11 protein-coding genes are annotated in these 12,040 nt (G+C 61.9%); 9 read left to right on the top strand and 2 right to left on the bottom strand.

What is annotated here, in order from left to right; genetic code table 11:
• The first annotated feature begins 6 nt into the window (after positions 1-6).
• From ppdK to IG629_RS11380, 3 genes are all read left to right on the top strand, one after another.
• Positions 7-2,679 carry a pyruvate, phosphate dikinase gene (gene ppdK / locus IG629_RS11390; RefSeq protein ID WP_193172068.1) on the top strand — a complete coding sequence of 891 codons (2,673 nt, stop codon included), beginning with the start codon at positions 7-9 and terminating at the stop codon, positions 2,677-2,679.
• Positions 2,680-2,835: 156 nt separating this feature from the next.
• Positions 2,836-3,903 (top strand): cytochrome-c peroxidase, encoded by a 1,068-nt coding sequence (locus IG629_RS11385; RefSeq protein WP_193172067.1) that lies wholly within the window; start codon positions 2,836-2,838, stop codon positions 3,901-3,903.
• 129 nt (positions 3,904-4,032) lie between these two features.
• The gene (locus tag IG629_RS11380; RefSeq protein ID WP_193172066.1) at positions 4,033-5,085 is read left to right on the top strand and encodes an SDR family oxidoreductase; all 1,053 of its coding nucleotides are present in this window, start codon (positions 4,033-4,035) and stop codon (positions 5,083-5,085) included.
• 79 nt (positions 5,086-5,164) lie between these two features.
• Here the strand turns inward: IG629_RS11380 and IG629_RS11375 are convergent, their stop codons facing one another.
• Positions 5,165-6,076 (bottom strand): NAD(P)-dependent oxidoreductase, encoded by a 912-nt coding sequence (locus IG629_RS11375; protein WP_193172065.1) that lies wholly within the window; start codon positions 6,074-6,076, stop codon positions 5,165-5,167.
• Between the two features lie 24 nt (positions 6,077-6,100).
• Positions 6,101-7,018 (bottom strand): 2-dehydro-3-deoxygalactonokinase, encoded by a 918-nt coding sequence (locus IG629_RS11370; protein ID WP_193172064.1) that lies wholly within the window; start codon positions 7,016-7,018, stop codon positions 6,101-6,103.
• Positions 7,019-7,119: 101 nt separating this feature from the next.
• Between IG629_RS11370 and IG629_RS11365 the strand changes: the two genes are divergently transcribed.
• The 6 genes from IG629_RS11365 to IG629_RS11340 all read left to right on the top strand — a co-directional run bounded on the left by IG629_RS11365 (position 7,120) and on the right by IG629_RS11340 (position 12,040).
• A complete protein-coding gene (locus IG629_RS11365; protein WP_193172063.1) occupies positions 7,120-7,968 on the top strand; it encodes a fumarylacetoacetate hydrolase family protein in 849 nt (282 codons plus the stop codon).
• Between the two features lie 24 nt (positions 7,969-7,992).
• Positions 7,993-8,739 carry an SDR family NAD(P)-dependent oxidoreductase gene (locus IG629_RS11360; protein ID WP_193172062.1) on the top strand — a complete coding sequence of 249 codons (747 nt, stop codon included), beginning with the start codon at positions 7,993-7,995 and terminating at the stop codon, positions 8,737-8,739.
• A gap of 39 nt (positions 8,740-8,778) precedes the next feature.
• Positions 8,779-9,195 (top strand): nuclear transport factor 2 family protein, encoded by a 417-nt coding sequence (locus IG629_RS11355; RefSeq protein WP_193172061.1) that lies wholly within the window; start codon positions 8,779-8,781, stop codon positions 9,193-9,195.
• A gap of 93 nt (positions 9,196-9,288) precedes the next feature.
• A complete protein-coding gene (locus tag IG629_RS11350) occupies positions 9,289-9,771 on the top strand; it encodes a DUF302 domain-containing protein (protein ID WP_193172060.1) in 483 nt (160 codons plus the stop codon).
• A 12-nt stretch (positions 9,772-9,783) separates the two neighbouring features.
• Positions 9,784-10,959: a YeeE/YedE family protein gene (locus IG629_RS11345; protein ID WP_193172059.1), complete on the top strand. Its 1,176-nt coding sequence runs from the start codon at positions 9,784-9,786 to the stop codon at positions 10,957-10,959.
• A 127-nt stretch (positions 10,960-11,086) separates the two neighbouring features.
• The gene (locus IG629_RS11340; protein ID WP_193172058.1) at positions 11,087-12,040 is read left to right on the top strand and encodes a DMT family transporter; all 954 of its coding nucleotides are present in this window, start codon (positions 11,087-11,089) and stop codon (positions 12,038-12,040) included.

Below are 12,040 nucleotides of genomic sequence, written 5' to 3'. Positions count from 1 at the left end.
GGCGCGATGGAGAAGTGGATCTACACATTCGGCGGGGGAGCGGCAGAAGGCTCCGCCGGTATGGAAGGTCTGCTTGGCTCCAAGGGCGCCAATCTCGCGGAAATGAGTGCGATCGGGCTGCCCGTGCCGCCCGGTTTCACCATCACCACCGATGTCTGCGGTTATTATCACAGCCATGACGGCACTTTCCCGGAGACGCTGGACGCGTCGGTCCGGGAAGGGCTCGCGCAGCTGGAAAAAGCACGGGGCGCCCGGTTTGGCGATCCGGAAAACCCGCTGCTCGTCTCCGTGCGCTCCGGCGGTGCCGCATCGATGCCCGGGATGATGGATACGGTACTCAATCTCGGCCTCAACGATGCCGTGGTCGAGGGGCTGGCCCGGAAATCCGATGACCGCCGCTTCGCTTACGATTGCTACCGCCGCTTCATCAACATGTATGGCGAAGTCGTGCTCGACGTGGACGGTTTCCTGTTCGAGGAGGCCGCCGACGAGATCAAGGAAGACCACGGCGCGGATTTCGATCGCGACCTTACCGCCGATGCCTTTGCCGAGATGGCGGTACGCTTCAAGCAGATCGTCGAGGACGAGTCCGGTGAGCGCTTCCCGGAAGATCCTTTCGAACAGCTCTGGGGGGCCATCGGCGGGGTCATTCGGTCCTGGAACAACCAGCGTGCGGTGATCTACCGCTCCCTGCACGATATTCCGGACGAAACCGGTACCGCCGTCACCGTGCAGGCCATGGTGTTTGGCAATCTTGGCCAGGAGAGTGTCACCGGCGTTGCCTTCACCCGCAATCCCTCCACCGGAGTGAAAGAGCCCTACGGCGAATATCTGCCGAATGCCCAGGGCGAGGATGTGGTGGCCGGGCTGCGTACGCCGCTGCCGCTTGTGGAAAGTGCAATGCATGGCGCGGCGGAAGATGCAGAGGCGCTTTCCGCCCATGCGCCCGGCCTGTTCGACAAGCTGCAGACCCTCTGCGATCGCCTGGAGCGTCACTATGGTGACGTGCAGGACATCGAATTCACGGCCGAGGACGGGGAGTTGTTCCTGCTGCAGACCCGGTCCGCCAAACGAACGGTCGAGGCTGGGCTGAAGATCGCCGTCGACATGGAACGGGAGGGGCTGATCTCGCGCCGGGATGCGGTCATGCGGGTCAATCCGGACGATCTCGACAGCTTGCTTTATCCGTCCGTCGATCCCTCTGCCGGGGCGGAGCCGATTGCCCGTGGCCTGCCGGCATCGCCCGGGGCGGCCAGTGGCATCGCCGTGTTCGACCCGGACGACGCCATCCGCCGGTCACGCGACGGCGAGGACGTGATCCTGGTCCGCAAGGAAACCAGCCCGAACGACATTCACGGTATGCATGCGGCGGTCGGTATCGTCACCGCGCGGGGCGGCCTGACCAGCCATGCGGCTGTGGTCGCGCGCGGCATGGGACGCCCCTGTATTTGCGGTGCCAGCACGGTCCGGATCGATGCGGCGGGTACCTGCTTCACCGTGGGCGATGTGACCGTGCGCGACGGCGACGAAATCACTCTCGACGGCACTGGCGGCGGTATCTATCTCGGCCGCATTCCGACAATCGAGCCGCAGCTTCCGGAAGATCTGAAGACCCTTGTCTCCTGGGCTGACGAGATACGGCATCTCGACGTCCGCGCCAATGTCGAGACCATGGAGGATGCACGGGCCGCTCACGCTTTCGGGGCGGACGGTATCGGGCTGGTCAGTACGGAGCATACCTTCTTCGCACCGTCCCGGATCATGACCGTGCGGGAGCTGACCCTGGCCCGGAACGAGAAAGAGCGGCGGCCGTCGCTCGACCGGTTGTTCCCGCTGCAGCGCGCCGATTTCACCAAGCTGTTTCGCGAGCTGCGCGGCTTCCCGGTGGCGGTACGCCTGCTCGACCCGCCGCTCGACGAGGTCTTGCCGGAAAGCGACGCGGAGTATCAGGAGACGGCGGAGGCCCTCGGCCTGCCGGTCGAGGCGGTGCGCAAACGGGTCGCGGCGGTGCGCCAGATCGTGCCGGTGCTCGGTCATCGCGGGTGCCGGCTGGCGATTTCCTATCCGGAAATCACCGACATGCAGGTCCGCGCCATGTTCGTCGCGGCGAGCGATGTGCTGAAGGAATTCGGCGATACGGTGACGCTGGAAATCACCGTACCGCTGGTTGTCGGCAAGCGGGAGTTCGATTTCGTCCGGGTCATCGTCGACCGGGTGGCCGCCGAGGTCGAGCAGGAAACCGGCTGCACCATCACCTACAGGGTTGGCACCCTGATCGAGCTGCCCCGTGCGGCCTTGCGTGCGGGCGAGATCGCCAAGAGTGCGGACTTTTTCAGCTTTGGTACCGACGATCTGACACGCACCGTCTTCGGTATGTCGCGGGATGACGCCGATGCCTTCCTGACCACATACATGAACAATTCGGTGGTCGATCTCGATCCCTTCGTTACCCTCGATATCGAGGGCGTGGGCGAGCTGGTGCGGATCGCAACGGAACGCGGCCGGACGGAAAACCCGGAATTGCTGATCGGTATTTGCGGAGAACATGGCGGGGACGCAAAGACAGTCCGCTTTTGCCACTCCATCGGGCTTGATTATGTCTCCTGCGCACCGAACCGTCTGCCGGTGGCGCGTATTGCCGCAGCCCAGGCGATGATCGAGCATTCAAAAATTTCCTGAAGAAAATTCAGGCCATTGAGGCAGATCAATGCGTATTTTTTAGAATTATTCTAAAAAATGTGCTGGCTCATAAAACAATAACAATACTGAGCCTTTTCAAACGTCTATCGGGACCGCCATCCGGCGGCCCAACGACAACCGGAAAGGACAGACGATATGTTTGGGACAAAATGGCGCGCTCGTTCCGTCGCCAGCCTGCTCACATTGGCATTGATTGCGGGGCCGTCCTTGGCCCGGGCGGACGAATTGCTGGAAGAGGCGCGGAGTTACTTCGAGCCGATTCCGTCGGTGGTGCCTGCGGTGCGGGACAACGCGGTTACGCATGAGAAGGTAGAGCTCGGCAAGATGCTCTTCTTCGAACCGCGGCTTTCCTCAAGCCATCTGATCAGCTGCAACACCTGCCACAATCTCGGCATGGGCGGTGACGATAATCTCGAGACCTCGATCGGGCACGGCTGGGCCAAGGGGCCACGCAATGCGCCGACGGTGCTGAACGCGGTCTTCAACGTTGCCCAGTTCTGGGATGGCCGGGCGGAGGATTTGAAGGCGCAGGCCAAGGGGCCGATCCAGGCCGGTGTCGAGATGAACAACAAACCTGCGGCCGTCGAAACGACGTTGAAAAGCATGCCGGAATATCGTGAGCGGTTTGCGCGCGCTTTCCCTGGCGAAGACGCGCCAGTGACGTTTGACAACATGGCGAAGGCGATTGAGGCGTTCGAGGCGACGCTGATCACCCCTGCTTCCCGCTTCGATCAGTACCTCGAAGGCAATGAGAAGGTGCTGACGGAGGATGAGAAGAAGGGGCTCGCGCTCTTTATGGAAAAAGGCTGCGCCGGATGTCATGCCGGGGTGAATATCGGCGGCGAGGGGTATTTCCCGTTCGGTGTCATGGAGAAGCCGGGCGCCGACATTTTGCCGCCGGGCGATCAGGGCCGCTTCCAGGTGACCCAGACGGCGGATGACAGTTACGTCTTCCGGGCAGGGCCTTTGCGTAACATCGCGCTGACGGCGCCGTATTTCCATTCCGGTATTGTCTGGGATCTGCGTCAGGCTGTCGCCGTTATGGGCGAAAGCCAGTTGGGCGAGAAACTGAGCGCCCCGGAGATCGATCTGATCACCAAATTCCTGCAAAGCCTGACGGGCGAGCAGCCGAGGGTCGAATACCCGGTGCTCCCAGTCAGCAGCGCGGATACGCCGCTGCCGCAGGAGATGGTCGCGCAATAGTGCCAGCATTAATCATTTTTCGGCGGGAGAGGCATGTTCTCTCCCGTTTCTTTATTTCCGGAGTCCTGCCGCGTTGACGCCGGAAGGTATGCCTCTCACACTGCCCGCAAAAATATTGGGGAGGAAGGCATGGCCAGGAAGAAAGCATTGGTGGTCGGCGCGCTCGGGGTTATCGGGCGCCGGCTGATCCAGCATCTCGAGGAAACTGGCGGGTGGGACATTGTCGGCCTGAGCCGCCGGGCCCCGGATTTTCCAAGCAAGGCGACCTACATTTCTGTCGATCTGCTTGACCGTGCGGACGCGGAAGCAAAGCTCGCACACCTGACGGACGTCACGCATGTTTTCTACACAGCCTTCCAGGCCCGGCCGACATGGGCGGAGCATGACGCTCCAAATCTCGCCATGCTGGTCAACACGGTGGAGCCTGTGGCGGCGGTCTCTCCCGTGCTTGAGCATGTCCAGTTGATGGAAGGTAACAAGATCTATGGCAGCCATCTCGGGCCCTTCCGGACCCCGGCGCGGGAAGAAGATCCGCCGCACATGCTGCCGAATTTCTACCACACTCAGGAAAGCTGGCTGCGCGCGGCCCAGGAAGGACAGCGCTGGACCTGGTCCGCTCTTCGCCCGCACACAGTCTGCGGCTTTGCCGTCGGCAATCCGATGAACATCACCACCTGCATCGCCGTCTACGCGACGATCTCGAAGGAGCTCGGCCTGCCGCTGCGCTTCCCCGGCAAGCCGGGTGCCTATGAGGCTGTCTATCAGGTTACGGACTCGGCCCTGCTGGCGCGCTCGATGGTCTGGGCGGCAACGGCAGGCAGCGCGCAGAACGAGGTGTTCAACATCACCAACGGCGATTTCTTCCGCTGGAAGAATGTCTGGCCCCGTTTTGCCGAATTTTTCGAGATGGACCTTGGGGACGTGCAGACCATTCCGCTCACCGAGTTCATGGCAGACAAGGCACCGCTCTGGGAGCGGATCGTGGAGCGCGACGGTTTGATGCACACGCCCTATGCCGATATCGCGGCGTGGCCCTTCGCGGACTACGTTTTCGGCACCGACTGGGATGTGATGACCGACACCCTGAAAATCCGCATGGCGGGCTTCAACGACTATGTGCGGTCGCAGGAAATGTTCATCGAACTGTTCGACGAATTTCGGGCCCGGAAGGCGATCCCGTAGGATATCCGCCTGTCGCCACCCCTAACCCGTCATCCCTGCGCACGCAGGGATGACGGTCGTTCAGTGAGCTTGGTAGCGCCTACGCGCCCGGACCGCTGTCCGGCTTGTCGCCGACCCGGTGCGGCGCGTTGCGGTGCTCCAGCTCAAGCAGCAGGGCTGTCTGGTCGTACTCGGCAAGCCCGCGGGCGCTGAGTGAGCTGTAGAGATCGCGGGCGAGATTGAGAAACGGCAGGTCGAGGCCGCATTCCTTGGCGGTGCGGAGCACGGTGTCCAGGTCCTTCAGCGTATTGCTGATTTGGGCGCCCGGGCCCCAGTTCCGCTCGATGATGCGGTTGCCATGTTCCTGCAGGACGCGGCTTTCGGCGAAACCGCCGCGCAGGGCGTCGCGTACCGACTCGGGATTGGCGCCGCCGGCCTCGGCCAGCAGCATCGCTTCGGAAAGTCCGGCGATGGAGATGGCGACGATCACCTGGTTGCAGAGCTTGGTAAGCTGTCCGGCGCCGCAGGGACCGACCCGGAAAGGGCGTCCCATGGAGGCCAGCACGGGGGTCGCCTCGACAAAGGTATCTTTCTCGCCGCCGACCATAATGGCAAGGCTGCCGAGTTCGGCGCCTTGGGTGCCGCCGGAAACCGGCGCATCGAGATGACGGATGCCGAGCTTGGTCAGGGCGGTATCGAATTCCTGTTCGGCCTGGGGCGCGATGGAACTCATGTCGCAGAAAATCGTGCCCGGCTTCATGGCATCGGCTACGCCATGTTCGAACAGGATCTCCCGTACGGCGTTCGCGTCGGTGACACTGGTGCAGACGATATCCGCCCCGGTGACCGCTTCCGCGGCGCTTTCAGCAATCGTGGCGTGGTGGGTGACAAGTGAGTCGGTCTTGCCAGAGGTCCGGTTCCAGACCGTCAGTGGAAATCCGGCGCGGGCGATGTTGGTGGCCATGCAAAGACCCATCCGCCCGATGCCGAGAAAGGTGACATTCGGTGTCATACCCGTCCCTTCGTCGCTCCGCACTCACATGCGTTCCTGAAGACTCTTCGCTAACAGGAACATTCCCTGCGCAGCCATAGTCTCCGCGAGTTGGAGCGAGCGTATACCATGGTGGGTATTGGCACGCACATAGAGTTCGGAGAGAGCAGGGTTGCCTATAATGCAGACCTCTTCCCCGATGTCGTGAAACCGGCGGGCTTCGAGGATTTCGGTGCCGATGAGAAGTCCGGACAGATAGGATTCGCTTTGTTCCACCGGCAGGGAATCCAGCAGCGTGCGCGATCTGATCGAGAAAAGCTCACCAAGCAGCCCCCGATCCGCGTCGGCGGCCTCCAGTCCCAAGTCAAAACCTGAATCGAACCAGGCGTCGTGCTCCATCATTTTCCCGATGATGGTGTGCCGGCGTGTCGCTTCGAAAAGCTCTCCTGTCATGTAGGTTCTGAAGTCGAGGATGACGCCGTCCTCGATAACGGCCCATTTGCTGTGGGTTCCCGGTAAACAGACGATGTGTCTGCCGGGGCCGATTTTATCCAGCGCACCGAGAATATGCATCTCTTCACCACGAATGACGTCATACCGTCCGCCAATCGTCGTGCAGAGACCTGGCGCGAACCAGATACGGTGCCCGGTCTCTGTCCGGTGTTGAACGGCGAGCGACGCCAGACTGCGGGGATCGGCCGGACATGGAGCATATGGAGACTCCACCCAACCTTGCCGGCTGCTGATCATGCCGCTGAGGACGATAAACGGAGCGTTGTCCGGATCGTCTCCCAGCCAGTCCGCCGTTACTCCTTTGAAGATTCTCTCGTGCTCTCCGCGCATCAGATTACGGATGCCTGCCTGCGGATGGCGGGTGTCCAGAACTTCGCCACTCGCGGACATTTTGTAGGCCCGCAGCCAGGTGGTTCCCCAGTCGATTGCGATAAGCCCGTTCTCAGTCATTCGCATTTCCTCCACGGGTTAATCTGTCCCTTGACTTGGCTTTGACCGATTGTAACCCTCGCCGCCACCAAATGAGAAACCTAAGGGAAGGGACGACCCTCATGAAGCTGTTGCGGTATGGCGCGCCGGGTGCCGAAAAGCCGGGGATTCTGGATACCGACGGGAAGATCCGCGATCTCTCCGGCATTGTCGGCGATATCGACGGCGCGGCGCTCAGCCCCGAGGGTCTGGCGAAAATCAAGGCGGCGGACATCGCGTCTCTGCCCGTTGTTGCCGGTGACCCGCGTCTCGGCGCCTGCGTTGGCAAGGTCGGCAAGATGATCTGCGTCGGTCTGAACTACAGCGATCACGCCGCCGAGTCTGGCATGGACGTGCCGCCGGAGCCAATCATCTTCATGAAGGCGACCTCCGCGATCTGTGGTCCGAACGACGACACTGTCGTGCCACGCGGCTCGAAGAAGCTGGATTACGAGGTTGAGCTGGGCATCGTCATTGGCAAGAAGGCGAAATATGTCTCCGAAGCCGATGCGCTGGATTATGTCGCCGGTTTCTGTGTGGTGAACGACGTCTCCGAGCGTGAGTTCCAGGCGGAGCGTTCCGGCCAGTGGACCAAGGGCAAGAGTTGCGACACGTTCGGCCCGACCGGCCCGTGGATGGTGACAAAGGACGAGATCCCGAACCCGCAGGCGCTTGGCATCTGGGCAAAGGTCAATGGCGAGACACGGCAGGATGGCAACACCAACACCATGGTCTATGGCCCGGCCTTCCTGGTGCATTATCTCAGCCAGTTCTTCACCCTGGAGCCGGGCGACGTGATCCCGACCGGCACCCCGCCAGGCGTCGGCATGGGTTTCAAGCCGGACCCGAAATATCTGAAGGCCGGCGATGTGGTCGAACTCGGTATCGACGGTCTCGGCGTACAGCGCCAGACCTGCGTTGCCGACAGCTAAGACAGCCGAACGGGGAACTTGGCCATGGTGAGTTACGATTTTGCAAAACGTGCCGCCGTGGTCACCGGCGGCGCACGCGGTATCGGCAAGGCGGTTGCAGCCCGTCTTGCCGCCTCCGGAGCGTCCGTCAGCCTATGGGACACGGATGGGGACAAGCTGGCGGAAACCGCGGCGGAACTGGGTGGCAACATCCATACCTCCGTGGTGGACATCACGAATGATTCCGCCGTTGACCGATCGGCGGCGGAGGTCGAGCGGGAGTTCGGGCGCCTCGACATCATGGTCAACAGCGCCGGCATCACCGGCCCTAACGTGCCGACCTGGCAATATGGCGTCGCCGACTGGCGCCAGGTGATCGATATCGATCTGAACGGCACTTTCCTGTGCTGCCGGGCAGCGGTGCCCTACATGCTGCGCAACGATTACGGGCGCATCGTCAATATCGCCTCTGTGGCCGGCAAGGAAGGCAATCCCAACGCGCCTGCCTACAGCGCGGCCAAGGCTGGCGTGATCGGCCTGACCAAGTCTCTCGGCAAGGAGCTGGCGGAAACCGGTGTCACCGTGAACTGCGTTACCCCGGCGGCGGTGAAGACCGATATCTTCGACCAGATGACCGAGGAGCATATCGATTTCATGCTCTCGAAAATTCCGATGAAGCGGTTCGGTCAGGTCGAGGAAATCGCAAATCTCGTGGCCTGGTTGAGCTCCGAGGATTGCAGCTTCAGCACCGGTGGCGTATTCGATTGTTCGGGCGGGCGCGCGACCTACTGAGGTCCGCTCCCGAGGCGTGTAACATCAAGGCGACAGACCATGAGCCGGGCCCGGCAGGCAGAGATATTGATGCGGAACGAGGCTTTCTACACGGCCTTCACCACCCGTGATCTGGCGGCGATGGAAAGCCTGTGGGCCTCGGAAATGCATGTGAGTTGTATCCATCCGGGCGGCACGCCGCTTTTCGGCCGGGAGGCCGTGATCGAGAGCTGGGTGCGTATCCTGTCCAGCCCGGTCCGCTCCTCGCTGCAATGCCTGGAGCCGAAGGCTCATTTCCTGAGCGAAGATCTGGCCCTTGTCGTGTGCTTCGAGCGGCACGGCAACGAGACCCTGACCGCGACGAACATTTTCGCCTTCGAGAGCGCCGACTGGGTGCTGATCCACCACCAGTCGGGACCGGTTGCGTCGGAGGTCAGTGCGCTGGCGGATATTCCGGCACCGCGGTTGTTGCAATAGAGCGACGGCGGCGCGACCGTCACGGGGTGTTCATTTCCCGAGAGTATCAATCTGTGTCACCCCGGCCAAAGATAACGGTCAGGGAGAAGAGACATGGTTCGGTTGCGTCTAGTTCTGCTCGCACTTTGCGTCACGCTCGGGTTGGCCTTAGCACCGGCCCATGCGGCGGTGCAGGCGCCTTACTCCGGCACGGAAACCATTGCCACGGGAAAACCCTTTATCCCGTTCATCAAAGCATTGTCCGGCGCGATCAAGGCCAGGGGATTTAACATCGTCGGGATTGCCTGCGCGACATGTGCTGCAAAATCCCAGGGAGTGACGGTCCCTGGCAACCGGGTGTTCTTCTTCTTTAAACCGGCCTACGCAGTGCGTATGCTCGCCGCCTCGGAAGCGGCGGGGATTGAGGCGCCGATCCGCGTCTATGTAACGGAGGCCGGCGACGGCACGGCAGAGGTGACGTACCGCCTGCCGTCCCATGTTTTCGGCGCCTATGAAGTACCGGCCCTTGATGTGCTTGGAGCGGAACTGGACGCGGATGTGGAGGCCATTATTTTCGCTGCGAAAACCAACAGTTGAGCTGATGCAATCATGACCATTGCCGTTCCGTCTCTCCCGGTTACGCAACGCCCGCTCTTTTTGATATTCGCTTGCGCGGCTGTGGCCATTGCCGTCCTGCATTTGCAATATGCGGACTGGCGCCGCTTTTCCATGCTGGCGATCGGCTGCGGGCTCGGCGTTGCGCTGTATCACGCCGCGTTCGGTTTTACCGGCGCGTATCGCAAGTTGCTGGTGGAGCGTGATCTGAGCGGTATCGTCGCCCAGGCGGTCATGCTGGCCATCGCCATGATCCTGTTCGCGCCGGTGCTGAGCGCGGGCGGTGCCTTCGGTCTGAAGGCGGGCCCGGCGATCGCGCCGCTCAATGTCTCCCTCGTTACCGGCGCTTTCATCTTCGGTCTCGGCATGCAGCTCGCAGGCGGCTGTGCGTCGGGCACACTCTTTACCGCCGGTGGCGGCAATGTCCGGATGATCGTGGTGCTGGTCTTTTTCTGTGCCGGATCGTTCTGGGGCTCGCTTGACCTGCCGTTCTGGCGCACGCTGCCCAGTCTGGGTGCGGTCTCTCTCGGCCGGGAGTTCGGCTATGTGGGCGGCATCGCAATCCAGCTTGCGATGCTTGGCGCTATTCTCGGCGCTCTCTGGCTCTGGGGTGCGCGGATCAGGCAGCCGCTCTGGGGTGGCGATAAGGCGTTGAGCTGGCGGACACTCGTTCATGGTCCATGGCCGTTGCTGCTTGGCGCGATCATGCTGGCGCTGCTCGGCTTTGCCACCTTGCTGGCAAAGGGTTTCCCCTGGGGAGTGACCTGGGGCTTCACGCTGTGGGGTGCCAAGGCCGCAATGGCGCTTGGCTGGGACCCGGCAAGCAGCAGTTTCTGGACACCGGCCTGGCGGCAGGGCGCGCTGCGTGCGGATCTGTTGATGGAAGCAACGTCGCTGATGAATATCGCGATCATTCTCGGCGCCGGGATGGCGGCATCCCTTGCTGGCAAGATCGCGCCGAACCTGCGCATCGGCTGGCGCCCGTTCCTCGCGGCTGTCATTGGCGGGCTGATGCTCGGCTACGGTGCCCGGCTGGCCTATGGCTGCAATATCGGAGCGTTCTTCGCAGGTATATCCTCGACCAGCCTGCATGGTTGGGTCTGGATCTTCGTGGCGATGGCGGGGAACGTGATCGGGGTCAGGTTGCGGCCGCTATTTCGCCTCGCCTGAAAATGCTCTGAATCCGACTGGGTGTTTCACATGCGACAAAAATTATATATTTATTAGGACGTTATCGATTCCTTAGCCGTCAGATAGTCGTTTTTTGCATGCCTCAATCGGTGGTTGCGGGCGTAGCGTGAACAAATTGTTCCCGCGTCCGGAAGTCTATCTGATGCCTGCCGCTCTTCCCGTTGTCGCCGCTTCTGCAGGATATGGACGCGGCATTGCCTGCCAGCTCACCGCCGTCTTCCTGTTCGCGATCATGGGTATTCTGGTCAAGGGTCTTGGCGACTCCTATCCGACGTCGCAGATCATCTTCTTCCGGAGCTTGCCGGCACTGCTGCCGTTGTTCCTCTATCTGCCGGCTCAGGGCGGCTGGCGCGCGCTGCTGACCAAGCGGCCCGACCTGCAGTTCATCCGGGCGTCCGTCGGTGTCGTCTCCATGTTCGCAGGCTTCTACGCGCTCTCCCAGATGGATTTCGCGACCTACGTCACAATCAGCTTCTCCGCACCGCTGTTCGGCACGTTGCTGGCCATCCCGTTTCTGGGTGAGAAAGTCGGCATCAAGCGGCTCGCCGCCGTGCTGACCGGTTTCGCCGGTGTAGCGCTGGCCGCCGCACCGGATGGCAGCGAGGTCAGCCTTTATGCTCTGCTCGCGCTGGCCGCGGCTTTCGCCTATGGCTCCATCATGGTGGTCATGCGCAAGCTCGGCAGCATCGACCGGAGCGCGGCGACGGTGTTCTACTTCACCCTCGCGGGCGTGATCGTTGGCGGCGCCATCATGCCGTTCGAATGGGTGACGCCGACCTTTGTCGATCTCGCCCTGCTGATCGGCGTGGGTCTGATCGGCGGTGTCGCGCAGATGTTCATGACGGAAGCCTTCCGTCAGGCGCCGACTTCCGTGATCGCTCCGTTCGACTACACGGCCATGCTCTGGGCCGCGACCCTCGGCTATCTGGTGTTCGGCAATATCCCGTCGAACCAGGTGATCGCGGGCGCCAGCATCATTTGCTGCGCAGGTCTGTTCATCCTCTATCGTGAGACCAAGCTCGGCCTGAAAAAGCCGAAGCTGAAACGCTCCAGCCTCTAG

The sequence above is a fragment of the Nisaea nitritireducens genome, assembly GCF_014904795.1.
In the GTDB taxonomy this organism is placed as follows: Bacteria; Pseudomonadota; Alphaproteobacteria; order Thalassobaculales; family Thalassobaculaceae; genus Nisaea; species Nisaea nitritireducens.
This window is presented reverse-complemented; position numbering and strand designations above follow the sequence as displayed.

Excerpts from the sequence above, each read along its gene's own strand:
- IG629_RS11360 (WP_193172062.1), top strand. The coding sequence starts at position 7,993 with ATGGTGAGTTACGATTTTGCAAAACGTGCCGCCGTGGTCACCGGCGGC.
- IG629_RS11385 (WP_193172067.1), top strand. The coding sequence starts at position 2,836 with ATGTTTGGGACAAAATGGCGCGCTCGTTCCGTCGCCAGCCTGCTCACA.
- IG629_RS11370 (WP_193172064.1), bottom strand. The coding sequence starts at position 7,018 with ATGACTGAGAACGGGCTTATCGCAATCGACTGGGGAACCACCTGGCTG.
- IG629_RS11380 (WP_193172066.1), top strand. The coding sequence starts at position 4,033 with ATGGCCAGGAAGAAAGCATTGGTGGTCGGCGCGCTCGGGGTTATCGGG.
- IG629_RS11350 (WP_193172060.1), top strand. The coding sequence starts at position 9,289 with ATGGTTCGGTTGCGTCTAGTTCTGCTCGCACTTTGCGTCACGCTCGGG.
- IG629_RS11355 (WP_193172061.1), top strand. The coding sequence starts at position 8,779 with ATGAGCCGGGCCCGGCAGGCAGAGATATTGATGCGGAACGAGGCTTTC.
- ppdK (WP_193172068.1), top strand. The coding sequence starts at position 7 with ATGGAGAAGTGGATCTACACATTCGGCGGGGGAGCGGCAGAAGGCTCC.
- IG629_RS11375 (WP_193172065.1), bottom strand. The coding sequence starts at position 6,076 with ATGACACCGAATGTCACCTTTCTCGGCATCGGGCGGATGGGTCTTTGC.
- IG629_RS11345 (WP_193172059.1), top strand. The coding sequence starts at position 9,784 with ATGACCATTGCCGTTCCGTCTCTCCCGGTTACGCAACGCCCGCTCTTT.
- IG629_RS11365 (WP_193172063.1), top strand. The coding sequence starts at position 7,120 with ATGAAGCTGTTGCGGTATGGCGCGCCGGGTGCCGAAAAGCCGGGGATT.